This is a genomic window from Streptomyces sp. NPDC093546 (genome assembly GCF_044765045.1).
Taxonomy (GTDB): Bacteria; Actinomycetota; Actinomycetes; order Streptomycetales; family Streptomycetaceae; genus Streptomyces.
In genome coordinates this window covers 564,046-590,749 of sequence record NZ_JBIWJG010000004.1, presented here as the reverse complement: position 1 = coordinate 590,749, position 26,704 = coordinate 564,046, and the positions used below count along the sequence as shown (strand labels likewise).

Below are 26,704 nucleotides of genomic sequence, written 5' to 3'. Positions count from 1 at the left end.
GGCGTCACCGCCGCCGGTCGTCGCGGTCGCGGCCCCGGAAGAGGTCCCCGGGCTCCAGGTCTCCGTCGACGAACCGGCCCACCACGAAGCCGACCGCGCCCAACGCGGCGACCAGCAAAAACGCGCCGAAGCCGCCGAAGTAACCGGCGAACCCGAGCGCCATACCGGCCAGCAGGCCGATCACCGCCATGCTCATCGTGCGCTCCTTCGCGTCATGGGGCGTTGTGTGTGCAGCGCCGGCGCGTTTGCCCGGCGGCTACTGGATCCGGGTCTCCGGCTCCTCTTCCTCCTCCTCGGGCAGCTTCACATCGCTGACGGCGATGTTGACCTCGACGACTTCGAGGCCGGTCATCCGCTCCACCGCGGAGATGACGTTCTCGCGGACGTCGCCGGCCACGTCGATGATCGAGACGCCGTACTCGACGACGATCTCCAGGTCCAGCGCGGTCTGCACCTCGCCGACCTCGGCCTTGACGCCGCGCGTCACACCGGCCCGGCCGCCGGGGACCCGGTCGCGCACCGAGCCGAAGGTGCGGGAGGCCGCGCTGCCCATGTCGTGGACGCCGTCGACGTCGCGGGCCGCGAGGCCGGCGATCTTCATGACCACGCCGTCGGCGATGGTGGTGCGGCCGCGCGAGGCCTGGTCACCGCCCGCGCCGCGCCGCGTCATCGAGCTCTTCCGGGCGGCCTCGGCCGCTGGTTCCTTGATCTGTGCGGACTTCGCCTGAGCCGCTTGCGCAGTCTGTGAGGTGTCGCTCATCACCGTTCGTCCCTTCCGGGCGGATTTGCGCTCCGTTGACCACACTAAGGGCGGTTGCCGGGTTCCGCGCCGGGGATGCGGCAGGCTGGTGGAATGACGACGGCTGAGGGATGGGCCACGACGGTACGCAGTCGGCTCGGCCTGGGGCGGCTGCTGCCCCTGGGCGACCCGGTGGACGGGGCCTGGCTGGCGGAACGGGCGGCGGACGCGGTGCTGCGCCGGGCGGCCCGGCGGGTGCCGGGCGTGTCACCCGGTCGGCTGCGCATCGGCCTCGCGGAACCGGAAGCGGAACCGGAAGCGGAACCGGAGCCGGAGCCGGAGCCGAACGCGGAAGCAGCGGCGGAAGCGGTGTTCCCGCGGCCGCCGGGCGCCCTGCCGCCGGGACCACTGCGCATCACGGCGGAGTTCGCCGCGACCGGCGGCGCCGGCGTACCGCTCCCGCAACTCGCCGCGGGACTGCGTACGGCCCTGTTCGCGGCGTGCGAGGAGCGGCTGGGGCTGGTGGTGACGGAGGTGGACCTCCGGGTGACGGCGCTCCTGGACGGTCCCGCGCCGGCACCCGAACCGCCGGCACCCGAACCGGCCGCACCCTCCGAGGAACCGGCGGGCGCGGTCGACCTCTCCGACCCGGCGGCCGTGGCGGCCGCGGCCGTACCGGGGGTGCGGCGGCTGACGACGGTGCTGGGCCCGTCCGTGCACCGGGCGGCCGATCACCTGCGTATCGAAGTGGCGACCGCGCCGGACCACCGCGCGCTGGACGTGGCGCGAGCGGTCCGGGCAGCCGTCGGCGCGGCGCCGCCGGTGACCGTGCTGGTCACGGACGTCGCCGTGGCAGCTCCTTAGTCGGCGAGGCCCGCGAGGTCGCGCAGGCGCCGCGCCTGGGCGGCGCGCTCCGCTACGCGCTGGTCCTCGTAGGTACGCTCCTGCGCGCCCCGCAGCAGCGCCTTGGTCTCGACGACGGCGTCCCGCGGGGCCGCCAGCAGCGCGGCCGCCAGGTCGCGTACGGCAGCGTCGAGCTCCTCGGCGGGCACGACCAGGTTGGCGAGGCCGATGCGCTCGGCCTCGACGGCCTGGACGAAGCGGCCCGTGGCGCAGATCTCCAGCGCGCGGGCGTAGCCGACCGCCGCGACGAGCGGGTGCGTACCGGTCAGGTCGGGGACCAGGCCGAGGCTCGTCTCGCGCATGGCGAACTGCACGTCCTGCGCGACGACCCGCAGGTCGCAGGCGAGCGCGAGCTGGAACCCGGCACCGATGGCGTGCCCCTGGACGGCCGCGATCGACACGAGGTCGTTGCGGCGCCACCAGGTGAACGCCTCCTGGTACTCGGCGATGACGGCGTCGAGCTCCTCGTCCGAGCCGCGTGCCAGGTCAAGGAAGGACGGCTCGCCCTCGAAGCCCTCGGGCGTGAACGCCTGCCGGTCGAGCCCCGCGGAGAAGGACTTGCCCTCGCCGCGCAGGACGACGACCCGCACGCTGCCCGGCAGCGACCGCCCGGCCTCCACGAGCGCCCGCCACAGAGCGGGCGACTGCGCGTTGCGCTTGGCCGCGTTGGTGAGGGTCACCGTGGCGACGGCGTCCTCGACGGTGAGCCGTACGCCGTCCTTGTCGAACACTTCGAGGACTGGGTCGAGCGAGGTCATGGGGCGCCTCCGGATCCGGTGCGGCGGCTGTGCAGCAGCCGATGACAGCCGATTAAGTGACTGCACAGTAACCACCCGGCCGACACGCCGGTCGACCGGGTGGCCCTGCCGGATCCCTTGGGCCGGATGAGCCCGCTCGGACGGCGAACGCCAACGCGGGGACCGTCAGGCCGAAGGGGCCTTCTTGCCTCGCGTGGCTCCGCCGCGTCCCCGCAGCGACACTCCGGACTCGCTGAGCATCCGGTGGACGAACCCATAGGACCGGCCGGTCTCTTCGGCCAGTGCCCGGATGCTCGCACCGGAGTCGTACTTCTTCTTCAGGTCTGCCGCGAGCTTTTCGCGCGCGGCGCCGGTCACCCGGCTGCCCTTCTTCAGAGTCTCGGCCACCCGTGCCTCCTCATGGGAAGTGCGCCTCTGGACTCTCATGATCACCCCTCCGCGGCCACATGGCCAGCCATTCGACAAGGTCCGTGCCGCAAGGTTTCGCCAACCCGCGGTCACCGGAGGGTCACCTTCCCGTCCCGGAAACCGCGCGCGGCGCGGACTCGGCGACGAAGTGCCAGGTCAGGGAGGTGGAGGGAACGACAGCGCGGCGTGGGAGCGGAGGATGGGAATCCACCGGTCGCCACGCCGCGGTATGAGACGCACTCACTCAGATGAAGGATCACGCGTAAGCCGAATGATCCATGCGGGGATGATCAGGCGGGGGTCAGGCGAGGGCGACCAGGTCCGCGTAGTCCTGGCCCCACAGGTCCTCGACGCCGTCCGGCAGGAGGATGATGCGCTCCGGCTGGAGGGCCTCGACGGCTCCCTCGTCGTGCGTGACGAGGACGACGGCGCCCTTGTACGTGCGCAGCGCGCCGAGGATCTCCTCGCGGCTGGCCGGGTCGAGGTTGTTGGTCGGCTCGTCGAGGAGCAGCACGTTCGCCGAGGAGACGACCAGGGTGGCCAGCGCCAGCCGGGTCTTCTCGCCGCCGGAGAGCACGCCGGCCGGCTTGTCGACGTCGTCGCCGGAGAAGAGGAACGAGCCGAGCACCTTGCGGACCTCGACGAGGTCCATGTCGGGGGCGGCCGAGCGCATGTTCTCCAGGACCGTGCGGTCCGGGTCGAGGGTCTCGTGCTCCTGGGCGTAGTAGCCGAGCTTGAGGCCGTGCCCCGGGGTGACCTGGCCGGTGTCGGGCTTCTCCACGCCCCCCAGCAGGCGCAGGAGCGTGGTCTTGCCGGCGCCGTTGAGGCCGAGGATGACGACGCGGGAGCCCTTGTCGATGGCGAGGTCCACGTCGGTGAAGATCTCCAGCGAGCCGTACGACTTGGAGAGCCCCTCCGCGGTCAGCGGGGTCTTGCCGCAGGGCGCCGGCTCGGGGAAGCGGAGCTTGGCGACCTTGTCGGAGGCGCGGACCTCCTCGAGGCCGGCGAGCAGGCGCTCGGCGCGGCGGGCCATGTTCTGCGCGGCGACGGTCTTGGTGGCCTTGGCGCGCATCTTGTCGGCCTGCGCGTTGAGCGCGGCGGCCTTCTTCTCGGCGTTGGCGCGCTCGCGCTTGCGGCGCTTCTCGTCGGCCTCGCGCTGCTGCTGGTAGAGCTTCCAGCCCATGTTGTAGACGTCGATCTGCGACCGGTTGGCGTCCAGGTAGAACACCTTGTTGACGACGGTCTCGACGAGGTCGACGTCGTGGGAGATCACGATGAAGCCGCCGCGGTACGTCTTGAGGTAGTCGCGCAGCCAGACGATCGAGTCGGCGTCGAGGTGGTTGGTGGGCTCGTCGAGGAGCAGCGTGTCGGCGTCCGAGAAGAGGATGCGGGCGAGCTCGACGCGGCGGCGCTGACCACCGGAGAGGGTGTGGAGCGGCTGCCCGAGGACGCGGTCCGGGAGCCCGAGGGCGTGCGCGATGGTGGCGGCCTCGGCCTCGGCGGCGTACCCGCCCTTGGTGAGGAACTCGGTCTCCTGGCGCTCGTACTGCCGCAACGCCTTCTCGCGGGTGGCGCCCTGGCCGGAGGCGATCTTCTGCTCGTTCTGCCGCATCTTGCGGATCAGGACGTCGAGGCCGCGGGCGGAGAGGATGCGGTCGCGGGCCAGGACGTCGAGGTCGCCGGTGCGCGGGTCCTGCGGGAGGTAGCCGACCTCACCGGAGCGGGTGATGGTGCCGGCGGCGGGGATGCCCTCGCCGGCGAGGCACTTGGTGAGGGTGGTCTTGCCGGCGCCGTTGCGGCCGACGAGGCCGATGCGGTCGCCCTTGGCGACGCGGAAGGACGCGGATTCGATGAGGACGCGGGCGCCGGCGCGCAGCTCGATGCCGGAAGCGGTGATCACGGACAGACTCCAGGGCGGATGGGACGGCGGGAAGGACGACGGATGCGGTGGCTTCGACGCCGGCTAATGCACAGGGAGAATGGCCATGCAGGCCAGTCTAACGGGCGGGTGCAACTGGTTTTCCGGCCGCGGCGGGCGGCCGCGCGCCCGGAAGGTGAGCGGAATCGCACCTTCCGGTGAGCCGGTGGAACGCCGGGGTGCGTTGTCGGTGGCGGGTGCCAGACTGGGGATCAACTGAGATCCGGATCACATCGCAGTCGGAAGGCCGTATCGAGCACCGAATCGGAGAGTGACCAGCATGGCCGACGTACCGAGCATCTATCCCACGCTCCTGTACGAGGACGCGAAGGCGGCCATCAGGACGCTGAAGGAGGCCTTCGGGTTCACCGAGGTGAGTGTCTACGAGGGCGAGGACGGCCAGATCGTCCACTCCGAGCTGGCCTATGGGAACGGCATGGTGATGCTGGGCACGAAGAGACGCGAGGGAGTCTTCGCCAAGGCGATGGCGGGCGCGGGCCCGGTCGGGGTGTACGTGGTGGTGGACGACGTGGACGCGCACCATGCCCGCGCCGTGGAGCACGGCGTGGAGATCCTGATGCCCCCGACGGACCAGGACTACGGCTCCCGCGACTACATGGCGCGGGACGCCGAGGGCAACGTCTGGAGCTTCGGCACGTACGCGCCGGGCGCGGCGGGGTAGCCCCGCCGCGGAGGCGCGCCGCGCCCCGGGACGGTCAGGCGCCGCCCGTGTGGACCTGGAAGGCGGCCCGGCGGACGGCTTTGGCGAAGGCCGGGTCGGGGTGGGCCGCGGCCAGGGCGACCAGGACCTGGACCGTACGGGGGTGGCCGACGGCGCGGACCTCGTCCAGCAGGGCGGGGACCGTGCCCTGGACCGCGGACTCCAGGTGGCGTACGAGGAGCGTGGCGTCGCCGTGGTCGGCGACGGCCGCGGCGGTGTCCACCCAGAGCCAGGTGGCCTCCTCGCGGGTGAGGACCTCGGTGGCCTCGTCGGGGTCGGCGCCGTCGTGCTCGGCGAGCCAGAGCAGGGCGTAGGGGCGCAGCGTGGCCTCCTCGGCGGCGGCCCGCACCCCGGCCTCGGCGGCGGAGCCGACGACCCGCAGCGCCTCGAAGGCGAGGCCGCGCAGCAGGGCGTCCTGGCCGCGCGCGGCGTCGAGGAGCTCGGTGACGGCGCTGCCCACGGGGCGGGCGGCGAGCCAGGCGCGGTACTCGACGCGGGCCGGGCCGGGGGTGAGGCGGGCGCAGGCGCGCAGCATGTCCTCGGCGGACTGCTCGATGTGGCCGGCGGGGCTCTGCGCGGCGACGCAGATCTGCTCCAGCTTGACCCACACGGCCCAGTTGCCGAGCGGGGTCAGGGTCGCCTGGCCGTCGCCGAGGGTGAGGGCACCGACGGCGGCCAGACCCTCCAGGGCCCAGTCGAGCAGGCGCGCGAGCGAGTCGGGCCCGGGCGGCGGGGCCGGAACGTGCTGCGGGGGTACGGCGCCGGGCGCCGCGCCGGGTTCGTCCCGCGGCGGGGCCGGCACCTCGCAGCGCTCCTCGCGGAGCTCGGCGACGCGCTGCTGGAGCAGGTCGAGGAGCGACGGTACGGGCACGGGGCCCGCGGAGAGCTGGAGCAGGGAGAGGACCTGGGGGACGGCTTCCACGACCTCGGCCACGGCGGCGGGCTCGACGTCGCCCGGGGCGGGGTGGACGAGCGACCAGGCGTCGAAGAGCGCGACCCAGCCGCGCAGGACGGCCGAGTCGTCGCGGTCCCAGGCGCGCAGGCGCCAGCCGGGGCGGGCGGTGCCGCCGTGCAGCTCGACGAGTCCGGCGAGGCGGGCGCGGTCCCAGCCGGCGCGCACCTGGTCCGGTGTCAGGCCGAGGGCGGCCGCGGCCCGTTCCTGGGCGGGGGTGGCGTCGGGCTGGCGGTCGACGGCGGCCCAGCGGGCGATGCGTACGGCGTCGTGGAGGACTGCTCTCGCCTGACGGGCCAGCTCGGCCGGGGGCGGCGTGCCCTCGGGCGGCCGCGACGCCGGCCGCGTACGCCGGGTCGTCACAGCCCGTCGGGCCGTGGTCAGGGGCCGCGGACGGACGAGTCGGAGTCTGGAGTTGCGCGCCAATTGCTCATCAGGCTTTCGAGACGTCACGGGGGCAGTCTTCCCGCTGACGGCCCGAAAGCCCAAACGGAATCGGTTTCGCCGGACGGCGGGGGCTACAGAAGGGGGGTGAGGAAGCGGCGGAGGGCCTCTTCGTAGCGGTCCGGGCCGGCGTTCCACATGGCCGCGTGCGGCGCGTTCGGGACGGTGTGCAGGGTGACCAGGTCGGGGCGGCGGGCGGCGAGCTCGCGGGAGCCCTGCCAGGGGGCGAGGTGGTCGTCCGGCCCGTGGAAGAGGAGGGTCGGCACGCGCAGCCCGTCGGCGTCGGCGGCCTCGGCGATGCGGTCGCCGTGCACGCCGGTCCTGCCCTGGGCGGCGCGGACCGCGAGCGGCAGCAGCGGCGCGGGGGTGCGGCGGGCGGCGGCCAGGGCGCGCAGGGTGGTTTCCCAGTCGAGGACCGGGGAGTCGAGCACCAGGCCCCTGATGCGGTCGCGGACGCCGGAGTTGGCGGCGGCGTGCAGGGCCATGGAGGCGCCGACGGACCAGCCGTACAGGATGACGCGGTCGGCGCCGCGGCGCAGGGCGTGGCGCATCGCGGCGTCCAGGTCCCGCCACTCGGAGTCGCCGAGGTGTCCGAGGCCGTCGGAGGGGCGCGGGGCGCCGTCGTCGCCGCGGTAGGCGAGGTGGAGGACGGGGAGCTGGAGGGAGTGGAGGAACCGCGTCACGTTCAGGGGGTGTTCGCGGGTGGTGCCCAGGCCGTGGACGGCGATCACCCAGGTGGAGCGGGTCGAGTCGACGAACCAGGCGGGCAGATTGCCCAGTTCGCCAGGGATGTCCATGTCCTCGTGGTCGAGGCCGAGCGCGGTGGCGGGGGTGCCGGTGTGGAGCTGCGGGGTGAGCCGGACGCGGCTGCCCACGTCGAGGGTGCCGCGCCGGACGCTCTCAAGCCGGCGTACGACGGTGTCGGCGGAGTGCGGCACGTCGTCCAGGACGGGGCCGACGACCGCGTGGACGTCGGGGCCCGTGAGGCCGTAGGTGCCGGGCCGCAGGGAGGCCAGGTGGCGGGTCAGGGTGACCTGCCCGGCGGCGGTGGCGTGCACCGTGAGCCGGGGGTCTCCGGGCAGGGGCCGGTCAGGCCGGGGCCTGAGCGCGGCGTCGCTGGCGTACCGGCCGGCCGCGATCGTGGCCGCGCCGGCGCCGATCAGGGTGGTGACGGCCGCCGCCGTCGCTGTAGCCGGGCGCACCGCTCCAGTGTGGGCAAGGGCGCGGTGCGGTGCCAGTGGGCGTGGGCCGCCGGGGGCACGGTCGCGCGCCCTCGCCCCGTGCTCACCGTGGCGCTCGGCGCGACTGACCGTACCCGCGGAGCTTGCCGGCCGCCTCGTCGAGCTCCGCGGCGGACAGCAGTGCCGGGGTGCGGCCGGGCACGGAGGTGGCGGTGAGCCAGAGGCGGCACATCCACTCCAGCTGCGCGGTGCGGTCGTACGCCTGGTCGAGGGTGTCGCCGTAGGTGACGGTTCCGTGGTTGCCCAGCAGGCAGCCCGTGCGGCCCTCCAGGGCGCGCAGCATGTTCCGGGCCAGTTCCTCCGTGCCGTAGAGGGCGTACGGGGCGACGCGGACGGGGCCGCCGAGGGCCCCCGCCATGTAGTGGATCGGGGGCAGCTCGGGGACGAGGGTGGAGACCGCCGTGGCGTGGACCGCGTGGGTGTGGACGACCGCGCGGGCCGGGGTGTGGCGGTAGACCGCCAGGTGCATGGGGAGCTCGCTGGTGGGCGTGAGGGTTCCGCGTACCTGTGTGCCGTCGAGGTCGACGGCGGTGAGGTCGGCCGGGGTGAGCCGGTCGTACGGCACGCCGCTGGGGGTGACGAGGACGAGGTCGCCGACCCGGGCGGAGACGTTGCCGGAGGTGCCGACGACCAGGCCGTCGGCGACCGTCCTGCGGGCGGTGGCCACCAGCGCGTCCCAGGCCCGCTCGACCGCCTGCCCGGTCCCCTGCTCGACCGTTTCCTGTGTCATGGCACCGATCCTGTCAGGCCGTACGACGACGGCCTACCGGAAGTCGATCAGATGACAAAAATCTCGTCGTCCGAGCCTCGACCGACATCCCCGGCCACCGGCGCGAACCGGGTGAACGGCGGAAAAAGCCCGTGGATACGGGCATCCCGCCCGCCCGGCGGGGCACCGACGACGAAGCGGTGGCAGCGCTTCCGGATCTTCGGTCACCATGATGCCGGACCCAGTTCACCTTCCGTTCACTCAGGTTGCTTACGTTCGCCGAGCCACTGACGTCGAACGATTGCCTGGGTAAATGGAACACATCACGCTGCTGCTCGCCATTGTGGTCGTGACAGCTCTCGTGTTCGATTTCACGAACGGTTTCCATGACACCGCCAACGCGATGGCCACGACCATCTCGACCGGCGCCCTGAAGCCCAAGACGGCGGTGGCCATGTCCGCCGTGCTCAACCTGGTCGGCGCGTTCCTGTCCGTCGAGGTCGCCAAGACGATCTCCAGCGGCCTGGTCAACGAAGAAGGAATCAGCCCAGAGGTGATCTTCGCGGCGCTCGTCGGCGCCATCCTCTGGAACCTCCTGACCTGGCTGGTGGGCCTGCCCTCCAGCTCCTCGCACGCCCTCATGGGCGGCCTCGTCGGCGCCACCATCGCCTCGGTCGGCCTGAGCGGCGTCAACGGCGGCGTCGTCGTCACCAAGGTCCTCATCCCGGCCGTCGCCGCGCCGCTCGTCGCCGGCCTCGCCGCGATGCTCGCCACCCGGCTGACGTACAAGGCCGGCGCGAACATCGACGAGAAGACCGGCCGCAAGGGCTACCGCGCCGGGCAGATCGCCTCCGCGGGCCTCGTCTCGCTCGCCCACGGCACCAACGACGCCCAGAAGACGATGGGCATCATCACCCTGGCCCTGGTCGCCGGCGGCATCCTCGCCCCCGGCTCCAACCCGCCCCTCTGGGTGATCGTCTCCGCCGGTCTGGCCATCGCGCTCGGCACCTACCTCGGCGGCTGGCGCATCATCCGCACCATGGGCAAGGGCCTCACCGACCTCCAGCCGCAGCAGGGCTTCGCCGCCCAGACCAGCGCGGCCACCGTCATCCTCGCCTCTTCGAACCTGGGCTTCTCGCTCTCGACGACGCACTCCTGCTCCGGCGCCGTGATGGGCGCGGGCCTCGGCCGCAAGGGCGGCGTCGTCCGCTGGTCCACCGCCACCCGGATGTTCGTCGCCTGGGGCCTGACCCTGCCGGCCGCCGGTCTGGTCGCCGCGGGCTCGGAGCTCGTCACCCGCCAGGGTGACTGGGGCGTCGCCGCCGTCGTGGTCTTCCTGATCGCCTCCTGCGCCGCGATCTGGTTCATCTCGCGCCGCCAGGTCGTCGACCACACCAACGTCAACGACGTCGACACCGCCACGGCCGACGGCGACAGCGAGCCCGCGGGCGTCGTGACCACCGCCATCGCGGCCGTCACCCCTCCCCCGGCCGGCACCGTCGCCATGACCGCCGGTGACCTCACCGCCGACCTCCAGGCCACCATCCCGGCGACGGCGCCGGAGACCTCCCCGGCGGCCGCGGCCGCACCCGCACCCGCCGCCACGGTGTAAGGAAAGAACAGCATGAAGATCGACTGGGCAGCTCTCGGCTCCGTGTTCGGCGTGAGCCTCCTGGCCACCGTCGCACTGGTGGGCCTGTTCACCCTCGGCATCCTCGGCCTCTCCAAGCAGGAGCAGGCGGCGGCGAGCGGTGGCTCGGCCGTCCTCGCCCGCACCGGCGCGTACGCGGCCTTCGCGGTCTGCGCGGCGGCGATCACCTTCGGGATCTACCTGATCGTGACCTGACGTGTGAACGTCCGGCTCCGGGCCGGTCGCACCTTCACGGGTGCGGCCGGCCCTGCCGCGTTCCGGCGGCCCTGCCACGTTCTGTGGGGCGCAGCACACTCTCCGACCGCAGGTCAGCGGCGAGTTGACGGGCGTTCGCGGAGCGTGGTGGACTGCCGGGGCCATTTACGGCGGCAGAAGAGGAAGCCGGTGCGAATCCGGCGCGGTCCCGCCACTGTGAGTCCGGCCCCGGGCAGTCCCCAGGGCCGGATGAGTCAGGAACTCTCGTCGCCGGTCACGTCGAGCCAGGGCGCGGACCCTGAGTGAGGACATCGCCATGCCCGGCTGCCTTCGCGCTGCCCCGGAAGCCCTGAAAGCTCAGGAAGCCCCGGAAGCCTCCAGCCCATCGAGCACCCATGCGCGGTGACCGCGTCTTCGCGTACGGCGCGGCCGTCGGGCTCGCCGCCGACCTGCTCCTCGCCGACCCCCGCCGCGGGCACCCCGTGGCCGCCTTCGGGCGCACGGCCGCCCGCGTGGAGCGCGCGCTGTGGCGCGACGACCGCGCCTGGGGTGCGCTGCACGCCGCCGTGTGCGCCGGAGGCGCGGCCGGTGCGGCGGCGCTCGCGGCCCGCGCGGTCCGCGGGCGGCGCGCCGCGTCCGTCGCGCTGACCGCCGCCACCGTGTGGTCCGTCGTCGGCGGTACGACGCTGGGCCGCGAGGCCCGCGCCATCGGCGGCGCGCTGGCCGCCGGGGACCTGGAGGTGGCCCGAGAGCGGCTGCCGCACCTGTGCGGGCGCGACCCGCAGGCCCTGGACGGCCCCGGCATCGCCCGCGCCGTCGTGGAGTCCGTCGCCGAGAACACCTCCGACGCCGTCGTCGGCGCCCTCGTCTGGGGCGCGGTCGGCGGCGTACCCGGGCTCGTCGCCTTCCGGGCGGTGAACACGCTGGACGCGATGGTCGGCCACAAGTCGCCGAAGTACCGCCGCTTCGGCTGGGCCTCGGCGCGCCTCGACGACGTGGCCGGCTGGCCCGGCGCCCGGCTGACGGCCGCCCTGGCGGCGGTCGCGGGCGGGAACCCGCGCGGCGCGGTACGCGCCTGGCGGGCCGACGCCGCCAAGCACCCGAGCCCCAACGCGGGCCCGGTCGAGGCGGCGTTCGCCGGCGCGCTGGGCGTACGGCTCGGCGGCACGCTCTCGTACGGCGGACGGGTCGAGCACCGGCCGGTGCTCAACGGCGGCGGGCGGGACGTCGAGGTGGCGGACATCGAGCACGCGGTGCGGCTGTCGCGCCGGGTGAGCGCCCTCACGCTCGCGGTGTGCGCGGGTGGGCGACTGGCGTACGGGGCGATCAAGCGGAGGCGTACATGAGCAAGGGTGGGGGGCTGCTCGTCGCGGGCACCACGTCCGACGCGGGCAAGAGCGTCGTCACGGCCGGCATCTGCCGCTGGCTGGTGCGGCAGGGCGTGAAGGTCGCGCCGTTCAAGGGGCAGAACATGTCCCTCAACTCCTTCGTCACGCGCGAGGGCGCGGAGATCGGCCGGGCGCAGGCCATGCAGGCGCAGGCCGCCCGCGTGGAGCCGACCGCGCTGATGAACCCGGTGCTGCTCAAGCCGGGCAGCGACCGCTCCAGCCAGGTCGTGCTGATGGGCAAGCCGGTCGGCGAGCTCAGCGCCCGCGGCTACCACGGCGGCAAGCAGCGCGAGCTGCTCGAACCCGTCCTGGACTGCCTCCAGCAGCTGCGCGACACGTACGACGCCGTCATCTGCGAGGGAGCGGGCAGCCCCGCCGAGATCAACCTGCGGCGCACCGACATCGTCAACATGGGCATCGCGCGCGCCGCCCGCTTCCCCGTCGTCGTGGTCGGCGACATCGACCGGGGCGGGGTCTTCGCCCAGTTCTTCGGTACGACGGCGCTGCTGGCGCCCGAGGACCAGAACCTGGTCGCGGGCTACCTCGTGAACAAGTTCCGGGGCGATGTGACGCTGCTGGAGCCGGGCCTGGACATGCTGCTGGGCCTCACCGGCCGCCGCACCTTCGGCGTCCTGCCGTACGCGCACGGCCTCGGCATCGACGAGGAGGACGGGCTGCGCGTGTCGCTGCGGGGCGCGGTGCGCGAGTCGGTCGTCGCGCCGCCGGTCGGCGAGGACGTGCTGCGGGTCGCCGTCTGCGCCGTACCGCTGATGTCGAACTTCACGGACGTGGACGCGCTGGCGGCCGAGCCGGGCGTGGTCGTGCGGTTCGTGGACCGGCCCGAGGAGCTGGCCGACGCGGACCTGGTCGTCGTGCCGGGGACGCGCGGCACGGTGAAGGCGCTGGCGTGGCTGCGCGAGCGGGGCCTGGCGGACGCACTGGTCCGGCGCGCCGCCGAGGGGCGCCCGGTGCTGGGCATCTGCGGCGGCTTCCAGGCCCTCGGCGAGCACATCGACGACGAGGTCGAGTCCCGCGCCGGTGAGGTGCCGGGCCTCGGGCTGCTGCCGGTACGGGTGCGGTTCGCGCCCGGCAAGACCCTCGCGCGGCCGGTCGGCGAGGCGCTCGGCGAGCCGGTCGAGGGGTACGAGATCCACCACGGCGTCGCGGACGTACGGGGCGGGGACCCGTTCCTGGACGGATGCCGGGTCGGGGCCGTGTGGGGCACGCACTGGCACGGCTCCCTGGAGAGCGACGGCTTCCGCCGCGCCTTCCTCCGCGAGGTCGCGAGCGCGGCCGGCAGACGTTTCGTCCCGGCGCCGGACACGTCGTTCGGCGCGCTGCGCGAGGAGCAGCTGGACACGCTCGGCGACCTGATCGAGGAGCACGCGGACACGGACGCGCTCTGGAAGCTGATCGAGCAGGGCCCGCCCACAGGACTTCCCTTCATCGCACCCGGAGCACCTTCATGAGCGCTGCACCCCACTACCCCTTCACCGCCATCGTCGGACAGGACGACCTGCGGCTCGGGCTGCTGCTGAACGCGGTGTCCCCGGCCGTCGGCGGTGTCCTCGTCCGCGGGGAGAAGGGCACCGCCAAGTCGACGGCCGTCCGTGCCCTCGCGGCCCTGATGCCGGACGTGGACGTCGTCCCCGGCTGCCGCTTCTCCTGCGCGCCCGGCTCCCCCGACCCGGGGTGCCCGGACGGGCCGCACACCGCCGCCGAGGCGGCGAGCCGCCCGGCCCGCATGGTCGAGCTGCCCGTGGGCGCCTCGGAGGACCGGCTGGTCGGCGCCCTCGACATCGAGCGGGCGCTCGCGGACGGGGTGAAGGCGTTCGAGCCGGGCCTGCTGGCGGACGCGCACCGGGGCGTGCTGTACGTCGACGAGGTCAACCTCCTCCACGACCACCTGGTGGACCTGCTGCTGGACGCGGCCGCCATGGGCGCCTCGTACGTCGAGCGCGAGGGCGTCTCCGTACGGCACGCCGCCCGCTTCCTGCTCGTCGGGACGATGAACCCCGAGGAGGGCGAGCTGCGGCCGCAGCTGCTGGACCGGTTCGGGCTGACCGTGGAGGTGGCCGCCTCGCGGGAGCCCGAGCAGCGGGTCGAGGTCGTACGGCGCAGGCTGGCGTTCGACGACGACCCGGCCGGTTTCGCGGCGCGGTGGGCCGATGAGGAGGCCGCACTGCGGGAGCGGATCGTGGCCGCGCGGGCGCTGCTGCCGTCCGTGACGCTGGGGGACGCGGCGCTGCGGCAGATCGCGGCGACGTGCGCGGCGTTCGAGGTGGACGGCATGCGCGCCGACATCGTGATGGCGCGGACGGCGACGGCGCTGGCCGCGTGGGCGGGGCGTACGGACGTCACGTCCGACGACGTCCGGCAGGCGGCGCTGCTGGCGCTGCCGCACCGGCGCAGGCGCAATCCCTTCGACGCGCCTGGGCTGGACCAGGACAAGCTGGACGAGACGCTGGAGGAGTTCAAGGGCGACGACGACCCGGATCCGGACCCCGACCCGGGGCCCGACGGGCCCGGCGGCGGTCCCGGTGGTGGCGGCGTGCCTCCGCAGGGCGGCGAGCCGGAGGTCGCCCCCGACGAAGCCTCGGCTCCGGCCGACGCTCCCGCGCCCGCTCCCGCGCCCGGCCCCGGCGGTGCCGAACAGGCGCCCGTAGCGGCCGCCGAGCCCTTCCGTACGAAGGTGCTGAGCGTGCCCGGCCTCGGCGAGGGTGCGGCCGGGCGGCGTTCCCGGGCGCGTACCGCGCACGGCAGGACGACCGGGGCGGTGCGTCCGCGCGGGGCGCTGACCAAGCTGCACCTGGCGGCGACCGTGCAGGCGGCCGCCCCGCACCAGCGGGCGCGCGGCCGGTCCGGGCCCGGGCTCGTCGTACGGCGTGACGACCTGCGCCAGGCGACGCGTGAGGGGCGCGAGGGGAACCTGGTGCTGTTCGCGGTGGACGCGTCCGGGTCGATGGCGGCCCGGCGGCGGATGAGCGCGGTGAAGGGCGCCGTGCTGTCGCTGCTCCTGGACGCGTACCAGCGGCGCGACAAGGTCGGCCTGGTCACCTTCCGCGGCTCGTCCGCCGAGGTCGTGCTGCCGCCCACGTCGTCCGTGGACGCGGCGGCGGCGCGGCTGGAGCAGCTGCCGACGGGCGGGCGCACCCCGCTCGCGGCCGGGCTGCTGAAGGCGCACGACGTGCTGCGCGTGGAGCGGCTGCGCGACCCGTCGCGCCGCCCGCTGCTGGTCGTCGTCACCGACGGCCGGGCGACCGGCGGCCCGGAGCCGCTGGCGCTGGCCGCGCGGGCGGCCGGGCTGCACGCCGCCGAGGGGACCGCGTCGGTGGTCGTGGACTGCGAGGCCGGGCCCGTGCGGCTGGGTCTTGCGGCCGAGCTGGCCGCCCGGCTGGGCGGCGCCGCCGTCACGCTCGACGAGCTGCGCGCGGACTCGATCGCGGGTCTGGTCAGGGACGTACAGGGAACTTCGAGGAGGGCCGCTTAATGCCGCAGGGACAGCCGACCGTCGTACCGGACGACGGGCTCACCACCCGCCAGCGCCGCAACCGCGCGCTGGTGATGGTGCACACGGGCGTGGGCAAGGGGAAGTCGACGGCCGCCTTCGGGATGGCGCTGCGCGCCTGGAACCAGGGCTGGCCGATCGGGGTGTTCCAGTTCGTCAAGTCGGCGAAGTGGAAGGTCGGCGAGGAGAACGCCCTCAAGGCGCTCGGTGAGACCGGCAAGGGCGGGACCGTCACCTGGAACAAGATGGGCGAGGGCTGGTCCTGGATCCAGCGCGAGCCGGCCGAGGGCGAGCAGTCGCACGAGGACAAGGCGCGCGAGGGCTGGGAGCAGGTCAAGCGCGACCTCGCCGAGGAGAGGTACAAGTTCTACGTCCTCGACGAGTTCGCCTACCTGCTGCACTGGGGGTGGATCGACACCGCCGAGGTGGTGGAGGTGCTGAAGAACCGGCCCGGTCAGCAGCACGTGGTGATCACCGGCCGCAACGCGCCGCAGGAGCTGGTGGACTTCGCCGACCTCGTCACCGACATGTCGAAGGTCAAGCACCCGATGGACGCGGGTCAGAAGGGCCAGCGGGGCATCGAGTGGTAGCGCGTCTCGTCATCGCCGCGCCGTCGTCGGGCGCGGGCAAGACCACGGTCGCGACGGGCCTGATGGCCGCGTTCGCGGGCCGTGGCCTCGCGGTGTCGCCGCACAAGGTCGGCCCCGACTACATCGACCCGGGCTACCACGCGCTGGCGACGGGCCGCCCGGGCCGCAACCTCGACGCGTACATGTGCGGTACGGAGCTGATCGCGCCGCTCTTCGCGCACGGCGCGCGCGGCTGCGACCTGGCCGTCGTGGAGGGCGTGATGGGCCTGTACGACGGCGCCGCCGACCAAGGCGAGCTGGCGTCCACGGCACAGGTGGCGAAGTTGCTGCGGGCGCCGGTGGTGCTGGTGGTGGACGCGTCGTCGCAGTCGCGGTCGGTGGCGGCGCTGGTGCACGGCTTCGCGTCCTGGGACCCGGAGGTGCGGATCGGCGGGGTGATCCTGAACAAGGTGGCCACCGACCGGCACGAGCACCTGCTGCGGGAGGCGCTCGGGGAGTCCGGCGTGCCGGTGCTGGGCGTGCTGCGGCGCGCCCCCGCGGTGTCGACGCCCTCGCGGCACCTGGGCCTGGTCCCGGTGGCCGAGCGGCAGGCGGCCGCCGTGGAGGCGGTCGCGGCGCAGGCCGAACAGGTGCGGCGGGGTTGCGACCTGGACGCGCTGCTGGCGCTGGCCCGGTCGGCGCCGCCGCTCGCGGCGGAGGCCTGGCGCCCGGACGTGGAACCGGTCGCGGGTGCCCGGCCCGTGGTCGCGGTCGCGGGCGGGGCGGCGTTCACCTTCTCGTACGCGGAGCACGCCGAGCTGCTGGGCGCGGCCGGCGCGGAGGTCGTGCCGTTCGATCCGCTGCGGGACGAGGAGTTGCCGGCGGGGACCCGCGGTCTCGTCATCGGCGGCGGCTTCCCCGAGGTGTACGGCTCCGAACTGTCGGCCAACGCGCGGCTGCGCGAGGCGGTCGCGGGCCTGGCCGCGTCGGGGGCGCCGGTCGCGGCCGAGTGTGCCGGACTGCTGTATCTGGCGCGGTCGTTGGACGGGCAGCCGATGTGCGGGGTGCTGGACGCGGACGCGCGCATGTCGGAGCGGCTGACGCTGGGGTACCGGGACGCGGTCGCCGTGAGCGACAGCCCGCTGGCGGCGGCCGGGACGCGGATGCGGGGGCACGAGTTCCACCGCACGGTGCTGGAGCCGGCGGCGGGGCCGTCGCCGGCGTGGGGCCTGCGTCAGCCGGAGCGCCGGGTGGAGGGCTTCGTACAGCGGGGCGTGCACGCGAGTTACGTGCACACGCACTGGGCGGCCGTGCCGGAGGCGGCGCGGCGGTTCGTGGAGTACTGCGCGCGGTGACGTGGCTGGTGGTCGTCGGGGTGGGCGCGGGGCGGGGAGTCTCCGCCGACGCGGTGCTCGGGCTGATCGAGGAGACGCTGCGGGAGGCGGGGCTGCCGGTGGGCGAGGTGGCCGAGGTGGCCACGCTCGACACGAAGGCGGACGAACCGGGCGTCGTGGCGGCGGCGGCGCGGCTCGGGGTGCCGCTGCGGGGGTACGCGGCACGGGAGTTGGCGCGCGTCGCCGTACCGCATCCGTCGGACGCCGTGCGCGGCGCGGTCGGGACGTCGTCGGTGGCGGAGGCGGCGGCGCTGGCGGGCGGCGGCGAACTGCTCGTGCCGAAGCGGAAGGCGGCCGGGCGGCCGGCGCGGGTGACGTGCGCGGTGGCGCGCAGGCGGTTGTTGAATGTGGTGCCCGGGTACACGGGTGGGGAAACGGCGTTGACAGCACGGCCGGCGCCGGAGTCTTTAGACAGGGAACGCACAGGAAGTCCGTCCACCCCCTGAGGCGACCTCCGGGTCACCCTCCGGGTCGTCCTTCGAGTCATCCCCCGGGTCACCCCTTGAGCCAACCTTGAGTCACCCCTTGAGCCACCCCGGTGATCCGTCCCCCACTCCCCCACCCACCCCCCATGGCGGCCATGCATACCGACACTGACACCCACGACCTGCGGCACCACGGTGACGCGGAGGTCCGCGACGAGAAGCTGACCGACCTCGCGGTCAATGTCCGCGCCGACACCCCGCCGGACTGGCTGCGGGAGCGCATCGCCCGGTCGCTGACCGGGCTCGCCGCCTATCCGGACGGCCGGGCGGCGCGGGCCGCCGTGGCGGCGCGGCACGGACTGCCGGTCGACCGGGTGCTGTTGACGGCCGGGGCGGCGGAGGCGTTCGTGCTGCTGGCGCGGGCGCTGCCGGTGCGCAGACCGGTGGTGGTGCACCCGCAGTTCACGGAGCCGGAGGCGGCGCTGCGGGACGCGGGGCACGAGGTGCGGCGGGTGCTGCTGCGCGAGGAGGACGGCTTCCGGCTGGACCCGGCGGCGGTGCTCGAGGACGCCGACCTGGTGGTGGTCGGCAACCCGACGAACCCCACGTCCGTGCTGCACCCCGCCTCGGTCCTCGCCCGGCTGGCCCGGCCGGGGCGGACCCTGGTGGTGGACGAGGCGTTCATCGACGCGGTGCCGGGCGAGCGGGAGGCGCTCGCGGGCCGCACCGACGTACCGGGGCTCGTGGTGCTGCGCAGCCTCACCAAGACGTGGGGCCTCGCGGGCCTGCGGATCGGGTACGTACTCGCCGACCGGGACACCGTGGCCGCCCTGGAGCGGGCGCAGCCCCTGTGGCCGGTCTCCACGCCCGCGCTGGCGGCGGCGGAGGCCTGTATGTCCCCGGCGGCCCTGGCCGAGGCGGCGGACGCGGCTCACCGGATCGCGGCGGACCGCGCCCATCTGCTGGCGGGCCTCGCGGAGTTCGAGGAGGTACGGGCCGTGGCGGCCGCGCAGGGCCCCTTCGTCCTGGTCCGCATCACTGGCGCCGACGCCGTCCGCGACCGCCTCCGCTCCCTCGGCTTCGCGGCCCGCCGCGGCGACACCTTCCCGGGCCTGGGCCCCGACTGGCTCCGCCTGGCGGTCCGCGACCGGGTGACGACGAACCGATTCCTCCAGGCTCTGGACCAGGCGTTGGTGATGGCGGGGAGCGCGGCGAAGGGCTGACACCCCCTAGAGGGCGGCGAGGCGGGCGAACTCCCACGGGTCGTGTGCGCTGAAGACGGTGACCTCGTCCGCGCGGTCGCGGCGGAGGCCGCGCAGCCGGTCGCGGACAGCGGCGCGAGCCGCGGCATCCGTCTGCGCTCCCTGCTGGACCGGCTCCAGGACGGGGTGGGCGAGCGGCGGGGTGTGCTCGAGTTCGCCGTGGTACATGTACGCGTCGCCCGCGTGCAGCAGCCACCTGCCGTCGCCGTCGCGCACGGCGACGCCCGCGTGCCCCGCCGAGTGGCCGGGCAGCGATACGAGCAGCAGCTCGTACGCCAACCCCTGCGGGCGCGCCACGCCCGGGAAGCCGAACCACTCCGTAGGCCCGTCCACGAGCGCGGGCGTCAGCAGCGGCCCGTGGGCCCGGTGTGCCGGCATGAAGCGGTCGAGGGTGTGCCGGTGGTGTGCGGCCGCGGGGTCGGTGACGGCGCGGTACTCGTCGGGGTGCACGTGCACCCGTGCGTGGGGGAAGTCCGGAAGTCCTCCCGTGTGGTCGCGGTGCAGGTGGGTGAGCACGATGTGCCGCACGTCCCGGGGCGCGTACCCGAGGCGGACGACCTGCCGCAGAGCGCTCTCCGCGGGGTCCAGCGCGGGCTGGGCGTAGGCGACCCAGTCCGCGCCCAGTGACCGTTCCGGGTGTCGCAGGTCGGCGGTACCGAGGCCGGTGTCGACCAGGACCAGGCCGTCGGCGTCCGTCTCGATGAGCAGGCAGTGGCATACGACGGCCGCTTCCCGGTCGCCGGCACCCGGCGTGGGTGCGTCGCCGGGAGACGGAATGCTGCGGAGCGAACCGCAGTTGAGGTGATGGATGCGCATGAGGCCCCTGGGTTCGAGTGGGCGGGATGTCCTCGACGGACGGTAGGAGGGGCCTTCGTGACTCACCAAACGGTTGGACACGCACCGGTGGCCGATCGGGACGGACCGCTGGCGGACTGCCCGGACAGCGCACTCGTTCCGCCGGGCCCCGAACCGCGCTGCCCCGTCGACATCACCCTCGCGGCGCTGAGCGGCCGCTGGACGCCCCTGGTGCTCCGCGAGTTCCTGCGCCGCGGCCGGGCCACGTACTCCGAGCTGTCCGCCGCCCTGCCCGCCCTCTCGGACAAGGTCCTCTCCGACCGGCTGGCCCAGCTGACCGCCGCGGGGGTCGTCGAACGCCACCGCACCCCCGGTTGGCCTCCCCGGGTCCACTACCTGCTGACCAGCCGGGGCCGGGAGCTGGAGCCGGTGGTGCGGGGCATGTGGGAGTGGGGCGCGGCCCGAGGGGACGCCGGGCCTGGCCGGTAGGCGCCGGGGCGGGGTCAGGCGCGTCGGCGGCGGCGGAGGGTGAGGAGGGCCGTCGTGCCCGCGGCGAGAAGGGTCAGGGCGCCGGCGGCGATGTACGGGGTCGTCGGGCCGGCGCCCGTGGCCGCGAGGTCGGGTTGGGCGGGGGCCGTGGCGGCGGGTTTCGTGGCGGCCGTCTGGGGCTGGACGCCGGCGGCGGGCTTCGCGGGGGGCTTGGGGGCCGTGCAGGAGGCTTCGGCGAGGGTCAGGGTGCCGTTGACGTCGGCGACGTTGAGGCTGAGGGGGTTCACCGTGACCTTGAGGGACAGGGCGGTGGCCGCGGCCGTGCGGGTGGTGGTGTCGGACTTCGAGAGGTGCAGCGTGACCTCGCCGATGCCGGGGGCCTGCACACGCGTGGGGCCGCCGGGGGTGAGCGTCACCCTCTTGCCGAGGACCGTCACCTTGCCGAGGAGGTTCGCCTCGGCGACCGGGCGTTTGCCCGCCTCGCACACCGCGCGGGCGGTGACCTGATCGGCCTCGACCAGGGAGAGCAGCGGCAGGCCGGGGACGTGGAGCCGGACGCGGGCGAGGCGGGTGGAGGCCTCGGCGCGGCGGGAGTCCGCCGTGGCCTTCGCGGTGGCGGTGTCCGCGCGCAGCAGGGTGAAGGGCCTGCCCCGGTCGACGCCGTCCAGCGTGACGGTGAGCGCGGTCTTCTCCGCGCTCGCCGGGGCGCCCGCCGGGGCGGCGCCCGCCGGGGCGGCGCCCGCCGGGGCCTGCACCGCGTTGAGCGTGGCCGTGAGCGGGACGTTCACGGTCTTGTCGAGGAGCGAGACGTCGAGGGCGGTACGCAGGACGGCCGCGTTCGCCCGGCCCTCCGCGGAGCCTGTGCCGGGTGTGGCGTGCGCCGGGCCGGCGGTCAGCGTGCCGAGCGCCACGAGGGCGGTGGCGGCGGGCAGGTGGAGCCGGCGGGAGGCGGTTCTGATCGTGTTCACGGTGGTTCCCCATGGAGACGGTGGGAGGCATGGCGTCGCCGCCGCCTCGAACCACGGGGACACGTGGGGCGCGGCGGCAACGCGGGACACCGGAATCCTGGCGGGACGGGGGTGAAACGTCAGGCGCGTAACGGGAGTTCACACCAAGGGGTGGCATGCGCGCCCATGTTCGAATGTGGCCGGATTGCTTCTCGAACGACCATGTCTTAAGTTAGGCCAGCCTAACCTAAAGAGATCGGGACAAGAGTGAGCATCGAGGTCTACCGGGACGCCTGGGGAATCCCGCACCTCCGCGCCGCCGACGCGCAGGAACTCAGCTACGCCCAGGGCCGTACCACCGCCCTCGACCGCGCCTGGCAGCTGGAGGTAGAGCGGCACCGGGCCCAGGGCACCACGGCCTCCTTCCTCGGTGCCGAGGCCCTCGACTGGGACCTCTTCGCCCGCCGCGCCCGGCTCGCCGACACCGCGCGACGCTGCTACGACGCGCTCGACGACAAGACCCGTACCTGGGTGGACGCGTACGTCGACGGCGTCAACGACGGCCTCGCGCACGGCGAAGCGCAAGGTGTCCGCCTCTCCCCCGAGTTCGCCGCCACCGGGCTGGTCCCCGGGCGCTGGGAGCCGTGGACGCCGCTCGCCGTGTGGCTCTCGACGCACATCCTCTTCGCCGGCTTCCCGACCAAGCTGTGGCGCGACACCGTCGCCCGCCGCCTCGGCGAGGAGCACATCGAGCTCTTCGCCACCGACGGCCCCGCCACCTCCGGCAGCAACGGCTGGCTCGTCACCGGCGAACGCACCGCCACCGGGGCCGCGCTCATCGCGGGCGACCCGCACCGGTTCATCGAGGCGCCCGGCGTGTACCAGCAGATCCGGCTCGCCTGCCCCGCGTTCGACGTCGTGGGCCTCGCCGTCCCCGGCGTACCCGGCATGGCGCATTTCGGCCACACCGGTGCGGTCGCCTGGGCCATCACCAACGCCATGGCCGACTACCAGGACCTGTACCGCGAGCGGCTCCGGCGCACCGGGGACGGCGGCGTCGAGGCCCTCGGGCCGGACGGCTGGGAGCCCGCCCGCGTCCACACCGAGACCATCGAGGTCAAGGACGCCGAGCCGGTCGAGGTGGAGATCGTCGAGACCGGGCGCGGCCCCGTGATCATCCCCGAGGACGCCGAGGGCCCCATCAGCCTGCGCTACCCGCCGCGCGTCACCGGCGAACTCGGCTTCACCGCCCTGCCCGCGCTGCTCGCCGCCCGCACCGTCGCCGACGTCGACCGCGCCTTCGACCGCTGGATCGAGCCGGTCAACGTCGTCCAGGCGGCCGACACCGAGGGCGGCTCCCTCCACCGCGTCGCCGGCTACGTCCCGCTGCGCCACCGCGACAACCGGCTCCGCGTCGTACCCGCCTGGGAGCCCGGCCACGAATGGACCGGGCACCACGCGCCGCTGCCGCGCGAGGCCGTCGACGGCGTCGCCGTGATGGCGAACGCGCGCGGCCTCGCCGCGCCCCTGGGCGTCGAGTTCGCGCCACCGCACCGGGCGCGGCGCATCGCGCGGCTGCTGGACGCCTCCGCCGACTGGACCGCGCCCGCCATGGCCGCCGTGCACACGGACACGCACCTCGCCTCGGCGCGCCCGCTGCTCACCCTCGTCGCCGGAGCCGCCGACCTCGGCCCCGAGGCGGTCGCCCTGCGCGACCGGCTGCTGTGCTGGAACCGCCGCATGGACGCCGACAGCACGGACGCGGCGGCGTTCGCGGCCGTCCGCGCCGAGGTCGTACGCCGCCTCGCCCGGCACCCCGCGCTCGCGGAACTCGCCACGCCGCCCGCGTACCCCGCGCTCTTCCAGCCCTGGCTGGCGTTGGTGCCGCGCGTCGCCTACGCCCTGGAGACCCTGCTGACCGGCGGGCCGGTCCCGGAGGCCGACCGGCTGGCCGTCGTCCGCGAGGCGCTCGTGGCGGTCGCCGACGCCGGCGTGTCCGACGAGCCCTGGGGGGCGACGCACCGGCTCGCGCCGTGGGCCGCGCTGCCGGACTCCACGGCCGACTGGCCCGGGCTCGACGGCGACCACGACTGCGTGTGCTCCACGTCGTCCGTGCCCGGCCTCACCGACCGCGCCGCCCGCGGGCCCGCCGCCCGCTACGTGTGGGACCTGGCCCGGCGCGAGAACAGCCTCTGGGTGGTGCCGTTCGGCGCCTCGGGCGTCCCCGGCGACCCGCACCAGCGCGACCAGCTGCCCCTGTGGCTGCGGGGCGACCTCGCCCCCGTCATCACCGACTGGAACCAGCTCACCGAGGAGCGGCATGACCACCACTGAGACCGACTGCGTGTACGAGCAGACCGTCGACGGCTTCGGGACCGTCCGGCTCGTCCGCATCGACCCCGACCGGGACGCGGAGCTGCTCCACAGCTGGGTCAGCGAGGAGCGGGCGCGGTTCTGGGGCATGCGGGACGCCACCGTCGACGACGTACGCGAGATCTACGCGCACCTCGACTCGCTCACCACGCACCACGGGTTCCTGGCGTACCGGGACGGCGTGCCGGTCGCGCTCTTCCAGACGTACGAGCCCGAGGCCGACCGCGTCAGCGAGTGCTACGACGCGGAGCCCGGCGACATCGGCGTGCACCTGCTGCTCGCGCCCGCCGGTACGCCGGAACGCGGCTTCTCCTCCCGGCTGGTCTCCGTTTTCGTCGCGTACGCGCTGAGCGGGCACCGGCGGATCGTCGCCGAGCCGGACGCGGCGAACGACAAGGCGATCGCGCTGCTCGTGCGCAACGGGTTCGAGCTGGGCCCGGAGGTGGTCCTGCCGGAGGTCGTGCTGCCGGAGGTGCACATCGCGGAGAAGCGCGCGCGGCTGCTGTTCCTGTCGGCCTGAAGGGCCTCAGCCGCTGAGGCGTCGCCTGTTCCCGGGCCGCCGATGCGTCAGCCGACGACGCGGCCGCGCAGCACCACCCGGCGCGGGGCCGCCAGGACGCGGACGTCCGCGCGCGGGTCCTCCTCGTAGACGACCAGGTCGGCCGGGGCGCCCTCCTCCAGGGCCGGGCGCCCCAGCCACGCCCGCGCTCCCCAGGCCGTCGCCGACAGCGCGTCTAGCGGCGGGATGCCCGCCTTGACGAGCTCCGCGACCTCCGCCGCGACCAGGCCGTGCGCCAGCGAGCCGCCCGCGTCGGTGCCGACGAAGACCGGGACGCCCGCGTCGTACGCGGCGCGCACCGTGTCGTACCGCCGCTCGTGCAGCCTGCGCATGTGGTCCGCCCAGCGCGGGAACTTGGCCTCGCCGCCGGCGGCGAGCCTCGGGAACGTCGCGATGTTCACGAGCGTCGGGACGATCGCGACGCCGCGCTCCGCGAAGAGCGGGATGGTCTCCTCGGTGAGGCCCGTGGCGTGCTCCACGCAGTCGATGCCCGCCTCGACGAGGTCGCGCAGCGACTCCTCGGCGAAGCAGTGGGCCGTCACGCGCGCGCCGAGCCGGTGCGCCTCGGCGATCGCCGCCTCCACCTCGGCGCGCGGCCAGCAGGCGCCCAGGTCCCCCTTCTCCCGGTCGAGCCAGTCGCCGACCAGCTTCACCCAGCCGTCGCCTCGCCCGGCCTCGCGGGCCACGTACGCGACGAGGTCGGCGGGCTCGATCTCGTGCGCGTAGTTGCGGATGTAGCGGCGGGTGCGCGCGATGTGCCGGCCCGCGCGGATGATCTTCGGCAGGTCCTCGCGGTCGTCGATCCAGCGGGTGTCGGCCGGGGAGCCGGCGTCGCGGATCAGCAGCGTGCCCGCGTCCCGGTCGGTGAGGGCCTGCTTCTCGCTGGTGGCCTCGTCGACGGCGCCGTGGGCGTCCAGGCCGACGTGGCAGTGCGCGTCGACGAGGCCGGGGAGCGCCCAGCCGGTGACCGTCCGGACGTCCGCCGCGGCCGCGCCCAAGGGGCGGTCGTAGGTGACGCGCCCGCCGACCACCCACAGCTCGTCCCGTACGTCCTCCGGGCCGGCGAGCACCCGTCCCTTCACGTGCAGCACCACGTCGTTGGTCATGTGCAGCACTCTACGAGGGCGTGGGTAGGCTCGGGCGGGCCGGCCGTAAGTGACGTAAGAGATACGAAGAAGAGAGCTGTCCGTCGTGAACCATCCCCTCCTCGACCTGCCCCCGCTGACCGCCGACCGCTTCGCGGCCATCGAGCGGCGCGTGGGCGCACTCCTCGCCACCGAGCAGGACGTGGTCATCACGCAGGGCGAGGCGCTGCTGCCCCTGGAGGGCTGCATCCGCTCGGGCGCCCGGCCCGGTTCCACCGCGCTCAACGTCATCACCGGGCCGTACGGGCAGACCTTCGGCAACTGGCTGCGGGACTGCGGTGCGCACGTCGTCGACCTGGAGGTGCCGTTCCACGCGGCGGTCACCGCCGAGCAGATCGCCGACGCGCTGGAGCGGCAGCCCGAGATCGACTTCGTCTCGCTCGTGCACGCGGAGGCCGCGACCGGAAACACCAACCCGGTCGCCGAGATCGGCGAGGTCGTACGGGCGCACGGCGCGCTGTTCATGCTCGACGCCGTGGCCTCGGTGGGCGCCGAGCCGCTGCTGCCGGACGCGTGGGGCGTGGACCTGTGCGTCATCGGCGCGCAGAAGGCGATGGGCGGGCCGGCCGGGGTCTCGGCGGTGTCGGTGAGCGCGCGCGCCTGGGAGCGGTTCGCGGCCAACCCGCGCGCCCCGCGCCGCTCGTACCTCTCGCTCCTCGACTGGAAGGAGCGCTGGATCGACGGGGGTCGGCGGGCGCTGCTGCACGCGCCCGCGCAGCTGGAGATGCTGGCGCTGGAGGCGTGCCTGGAGCGCATCGAGGCGGACGGGCTCGACGTGGTGACGGCCCGTCACGCCTCGGCGGCCGCGGCCACGCGCGCGGGGGCGCTCGCGCTGGGCGGCGGGCTGGAGCCGTACGTGCGCGAGGCGCGCGACGCGGCGCCGGTGGCGACGACGCTGCGGGTGCCGGACGGCGTGGACGCCTCGGCGGTCGTGGGCGCGGCGCTGGCCCACGACCCGGCGGTGCCGCTGGTCGCGGGCGGTGGCGCGCTCGCGAAGGAGATGATCCGGGTGAACCACTACGGCCCCGACGCCTCGCCGGAGACGGTCGCGTCGTCGCTGGCGGCGCTGGGGGCGGCGCTGCGGGAGGCGGGCGCGGTGGTGGACGTGGAGGCGGCGCGGGGCGCCGTCGCGGAGGTGTGGGGGTAGGGCTCGGCCCCGTCCCCCTGGCGGGTGCGGGGGGTCGGCACGACACCGTCCGTCAGCGGAACCG

The 26,704-nt window shown here is 74.6% G+C and carries 26 protein-coding genes and 1 riboswitch; of the genes, 15 read left to right on the top strand and 11 right to left on the bottom strand.

All coding sequences use genetic code 11. The features are described 5' to 3' along the window. Window positions 1-4 precede the first annotated feature (4 nt). Complete coding sequence (locus ACIRNI_RS12350) at window positions 5-196, bottom strand: hypothetical protein (protein WP_403550741.1); 192 nt, start codon at window positions 194-196, stop codon at window positions 5-7. Between the two features lie 60 nt (window positions 197-256). After that, entirely contained in the window at window positions 257-760 is a 504-nt protein-coding gene (locus ACIRNI_RS12345) for an Asp23/Gls24 family envelope stress response protein (protein WP_403550739.1), read from the bottom strand. A gap of 93 nt (window positions 761-853) precedes the next feature. Here ACIRNI_RS12345 and ACIRNI_RS12340 point away from each other — a divergent pair, with 93 nt between their 5' ends. Further along, on the top strand, window positions 854-1,603 hold the full coding sequence (locus ACIRNI_RS12340) for a hypothetical protein (RefSeq protein WP_403550737.1): 750 nt from the start codon (window positions 854-856) through the stop codon (window positions 1,601-1,603). Here ACIRNI_RS12340 and ACIRNI_RS12335 read toward each other — a convergent pair. The 3 genes from ACIRNI_RS12335 to abc-f form a co-directional block, all read right to left on the bottom strand. Continuing rightward, complete coding sequence (locus ACIRNI_RS12335) at window positions 1,600-2,400, bottom strand: enoyl-CoA hydratase/isomerase family protein (RefSeq protein WP_403550735.1); 801 nt, start codon at window positions 2,398-2,400, stop codon at window positions 1,600-1,602. The genes ACIRNI_RS12340 and ACIRNI_RS12335 overlap by 4 nt on opposite strands. A 165-nt stretch (window positions 2,401-2,565) precedes the next feature. After that, window positions 2,566-2,787 carry a helix-turn-helix domain-containing protein gene (locus ACIRNI_RS12330; RefSeq protein ID WP_254751967.1) on the bottom strand — a complete coding sequence of 74 codons (222 nt, stop codon included), beginning with the start codon at window positions 2,785-2,787 and terminating at the stop codon, window positions 2,566-2,568. Between the two features lie 322 nt (window positions 2,788-3,109). Then, window positions 3,110-4,708, bottom strand: a complete 1,599-nt coding sequence (abc-f, locus tag ACIRNI_RS12325) for a ribosomal protection-like ABC-F family protein (protein ID WP_403550733.1) — start codon at window positions 4,706-4,708, stop codon at window positions 3,110-3,112. Between the two features lie 298 nt (window positions 4,709-5,006). Here abc-f and ACIRNI_RS12320 point away from each other — a divergent pair, with 298 nt between their 5' ends. Further along, on the top strand, window positions 5,007-5,408 hold the full coding sequence (locus tag ACIRNI_RS12320; RefSeq protein WP_355365471.1) for a VOC family protein: 402 nt from the start codon (window positions 5,007-5,009) through the stop codon (window positions 5,406-5,408). Between the two features lie 34 nt (window positions 5,409-5,442). Here the strand turns inward: ACIRNI_RS12320 and ACIRNI_RS12315 are convergent, their stop codons facing one another. The 3 genes from ACIRNI_RS12315 to ACIRNI_RS12305 form a co-directional block, all read right to left on the bottom strand. Then, window positions 5,443-6,852, bottom strand: a complete 1,410-nt coding sequence (locus ACIRNI_RS12315; protein WP_403550731.1) for a hypothetical protein — start codon at window positions 6,850-6,852, stop codon at window positions 5,443-5,445. 65 nt (window positions 6,853-6,917) lie between these two features. Then, window positions 6,918-8,045: an alpha/beta hydrolase gene (locus ACIRNI_RS12310; RefSeq protein ID WP_403550729.1), complete on the bottom strand. Its 1,128-nt coding sequence runs from the start codon at window positions 8,043-8,045 to the stop codon at window positions 6,918-6,920. 82 nt (window positions 8,046-8,127) lie between these two features. Then, the gene (locus tag ACIRNI_RS12305) at window positions 8,128-8,814 is read right to left on the bottom strand and encodes a class II aldolase/adducin family protein (RefSeq protein WP_403550727.1); all 687 of its coding nucleotides are present in this window, start codon (window positions 8,812-8,814) and stop codon (window positions 8,128-8,130) included. A 292-nt stretch (window positions 8,815-9,106) separates the two neighbouring features. On the opposite strand from ACIRNI_RS12305, the gene ACIRNI_RS12300 reads away from it, so the two are divergent. The 9 genes from ACIRNI_RS12300 (at window position 9,107) to cobC (ending at window position 19,146) form a co-directional block, all read left to right on the top strand. Then, window positions 9,107-10,405, top strand: coding sequence for an anion permease (locus ACIRNI_RS12300; RefSeq protein ID WP_403550725.1), 1,299 nt, complete (start codon window positions 9,107-9,109; stop codon window positions 10,403-10,405). Between the two features lie 12 nt (window positions 10,406-10,417). Next, window positions 10,418-10,639, top strand: coding sequence for a hypothetical protein (locus ACIRNI_RS12295; RefSeq protein ID WP_356643189.1), 222 nt, complete (start codon window positions 10,418-10,420; stop codon window positions 10,637-10,639). Window positions 10,640-10,778: 139 nt separating this feature from the next. Next, a riboswitch (cobalamin riboswitch) is annotated at window positions 10,779-10,923 on the top strand. Window positions 10,924-11,034: 111 nt separating this feature from the next. Then, entirely contained in the window at window positions 11,035-11,985 is a 951-nt protein-coding gene (locus tag ACIRNI_RS12290; RefSeq protein ID WP_403550724.1) for a cobalamin biosynthesis protein, read from the top strand. Further along, the gene (locus ACIRNI_RS12285; RefSeq protein WP_403550722.1) at window positions 11,982-13,496 is read left to right on the top strand and encodes a cobyric acid synthase; all 1,515 of its coding nucleotides are present in this window, start codon (window positions 11,982-11,984) and stop codon (window positions 13,494-13,496) included. The genes ACIRNI_RS12290 and ACIRNI_RS12285 overlap by 4 nt, the downstream gene beginning before the upstream one ends. Then, entirely contained in the window at window positions 13,493-15,517 is a 2,025-nt protein-coding gene (locus ACIRNI_RS12280) for a putative cobaltochelatase (protein ID WP_403550720.1), read from the top strand. The genes ACIRNI_RS12285 and ACIRNI_RS12280 overlap by 4 nt, the downstream gene beginning before the upstream one ends. Next, a complete protein-coding gene (gene cobO, locus ACIRNI_RS12275) occupies window positions 15,517-16,125 on the top strand; it encodes a cob(I)yrinic acid a,c-diamide adenosyltransferase (protein WP_355360374.1) in 609 nt (202 codons plus the stop codon). Before ACIRNI_RS12280 ends, cobO begins: the two co-directional genes overlap by 1 nt. Beyond that, window positions 16,119-17,459, top strand: a complete 1,341-nt coding sequence (locus ACIRNI_RS12270) for a cobyrinate a,c-diamide synthase (protein ID WP_403550719.1) — start codon at window positions 16,119-16,121, stop codon at window positions 17,457-17,459. Before cobO ends, ACIRNI_RS12270 begins: the two co-directional genes overlap by 7 nt. Continuing rightward, window positions 17,456-17,944, top strand: coding sequence for a cobalamin biosynthesis protein (locus ACIRNI_RS12265; protein WP_403550717.1), 489 nt, complete (start codon window positions 17,456-17,458; stop codon window positions 17,942-17,944). Before ACIRNI_RS12270 ends, ACIRNI_RS12265 begins: the two co-directional genes overlap by 4 nt. A gap of 134 nt (window positions 17,945-18,078) precedes the next feature. Continuing rightward, window positions 18,079-19,146 carry an Rv2231c family pyridoxal phosphate-dependent protein CobC gene (cobC, locus tag ACIRNI_RS12260; protein WP_403550715.1) on the top strand — a complete coding sequence of 356 codons (1,068 nt, stop codon included), beginning with the start codon at window positions 18,079-18,081 and terminating at the stop codon, window positions 19,144-19,146. A 6-nt stretch (window positions 19,147-19,152) separates the two neighbouring features. On the opposite strand, the gene ACIRNI_RS12255 is transcribed toward cobC, so the two are convergent. Next, on the bottom strand, window positions 19,153-20,001 hold the full coding sequence (locus ACIRNI_RS12255; protein WP_403550714.1) for an MBL fold metallo-hydrolase: 849 nt from the start codon (window positions 19,999-20,001) through the stop codon (window positions 19,153-19,155). 87 nt (window positions 20,002-20,088) lie between these two features. Between ACIRNI_RS12255 and ACIRNI_RS12250 the strand changes: the two genes are divergently transcribed. After that, window positions 20,089-20,469: a winged helix-turn-helix transcriptional regulator gene (locus ACIRNI_RS12250; protein WP_403550712.1), complete on the top strand. Its 381-nt coding sequence runs from the start codon at window positions 20,089-20,091 to the stop codon at window positions 20,467-20,469. Window positions 20,470-20,483: 14 nt separating this feature from the next. Here ACIRNI_RS12250 and ACIRNI_RS12245 read toward each other — a convergent pair whose 3' ends face one another. Beyond that, a complete protein-coding gene (locus tag ACIRNI_RS12245; protein WP_403550710.1) occupies window positions 20,484-21,437 on the bottom strand; it encodes an SCO1860 family LAETG-anchored protein in 954 nt (317 codons plus the stop codon). Window positions 21,438-21,683: 246 nt separating this feature from the next. Between ACIRNI_RS12245 and ACIRNI_RS12240 the strand changes: the two genes are divergently transcribed. Both ACIRNI_RS12240 and ACIRNI_RS12235 read left to right on the top strand, forming a co-directional pair. Next, window positions 21,684-23,750 carry a penicillin acylase family protein gene (locus tag ACIRNI_RS12240; RefSeq protein WP_403550708.1) on the top strand — a complete coding sequence of 689 codons (2,067 nt, stop codon included), beginning with the start codon at window positions 21,684-21,686 and terminating at the stop codon, window positions 23,748-23,750. Further along, the gene (locus ACIRNI_RS12235; RefSeq protein ID WP_403550706.1) at window positions 23,737-24,309 is read left to right on the top strand and encodes a GNAT family N-acetyltransferase; all 573 of its coding nucleotides are present in this window, start codon (window positions 23,737-23,739) and stop codon (window positions 24,307-24,309) included. Before ACIRNI_RS12240 ends, ACIRNI_RS12235 begins: the two co-directional genes overlap by 14 nt. Before the next feature lie 47 nt (window positions 24,310-24,356). Here the strand turns inward: ACIRNI_RS12235 and ACIRNI_RS12230 are convergent, their stop codons facing one another. After that, complete coding sequence (locus ACIRNI_RS12230; RefSeq protein ID WP_403550704.1) at window positions 24,357-25,454, bottom strand: amidohydrolase family protein; 1,098 nt, start codon at window positions 25,452-25,454, stop codon at window positions 24,357-24,359. Window positions 25,455-25,539: 85 nt separating this feature from the next. Here ACIRNI_RS12230 and ACIRNI_RS12225 point away from each other — a divergent pair, with 85 nt between their 5' ends. Further along, on the top strand, window positions 25,540-26,640 hold the full coding sequence (locus ACIRNI_RS12225) for a pyridoxal-phosphate-dependent aminotransferase family protein (protein WP_403550702.1): 1,101 nt from the start codon (window positions 25,540-25,542) through the stop codon (window positions 26,638-26,640). Window positions 26,641-26,704 lie beyond the last annotated feature (64 nt).

Bases quoted from the DNA above. Each gene is read 5' to 3' on its own strand.
- ACIRNI_RS12255 (WP_403550714.1), bottom strand. From the start codon at position 20,001: ATGCGCATCCATCACCTCAACTGCGGTTCGCTCCGCAGCATTCCGTCT.
- ACIRNI_RS12230 (WP_403550704.1), bottom strand. From the start codon at position 25,454: ATGACCAACGACGTGGTGCTGCACGTGAAGGGACGGGTGCTCGCCGGC.
- cobC (WP_403550715.1), top strand. From the start codon at position 18,079: ATGCATACCGACACTGACACCCACGACCTGCGGCACCACGGTGACGCG.
- ACIRNI_RS12335 (WP_403550735.1), bottom strand. From the start codon at position 2,400: ATGACCTCGCTCGACCCAGTCCTCGAAGTGTTCGACAAGGACGGCGTA.
- ACIRNI_RS12345 (WP_403550739.1), bottom strand. From the start codon at position 760: ATGAGCGACACCTCACAGACTGCGCAAGCGGCTCAGGCGAAGTCCGCA.
- ACIRNI_RS12320 (WP_355365471.1), top strand. From the start codon at position 5,007: ATGGCCGACGTACCGAGCATCTATCCCACGCTCCTGTACGAGGACGCG.
- ACIRNI_RS12235 (WP_403550706.1), top strand. From the start codon at position 23,737: ATGACCACCACTGAGACCGACTGCGTGTACGAGCAGACCGTCGACGGC.
- ACIRNI_RS12350 (WP_403550741.1), bottom strand. From the start codon at position 196: ATGAGCATGGCGGTGATCGGCCTGCTGGCCGGTATGGCGCTCGGGTTC.
- ACIRNI_RS12285 (WP_403550722.1), top strand. From the start codon at position 11,982: ATGAGCAAGGGTGGGGGGCTGCTCGTCGCGGGCACCACGTCCGACGCG.
- ACIRNI_RS12280 (WP_403550720.1), top strand. From the start codon at position 13,493: ATGAGCGCTGCACCCCACTACCCCTTCACCGCCATCGTCGGACAGGAC.
- ACIRNI_RS12305 (WP_403550727.1), bottom strand. From the start codon at position 8,814: ATGACACAGGAAACGGTCGAGCAGGGGACCGGGCAGGCGGTCGAGCGG.
- ACIRNI_RS12295 (WP_356643189.1), top strand. From the start codon at position 10,418: ATGAAGATCGACTGGGCAGCTCTCGGCTCCGTGTTCGGCGTGAGCCTC.
- ACIRNI_RS12300 (WP_403550725.1), top strand. From the start codon at position 9,107: ATGGAACACATCACGCTGCTGCTCGCCATTGTGGTCGTGACAGCTCTC.
- ACIRNI_RS12290 (WP_403550724.1), top strand. From the start codon at position 11,035: ATGCGCGGTGACCGCGTCTTCGCGTACGGCGCGGCCGTCGGGCTCGCC.
- cobO (WP_355360374.1), top strand. From the start codon at position 15,517: ATGCCGCAGGGACAGCCGACCGTCGTACCGGACGACGGGCTCACCACC.
- ACIRNI_RS12340 (WP_403550737.1), top strand. From the start codon at position 854: ATGACGACGGCTGAGGGATGGGCCACGACGGTACGCAGTCGGCTCGGC.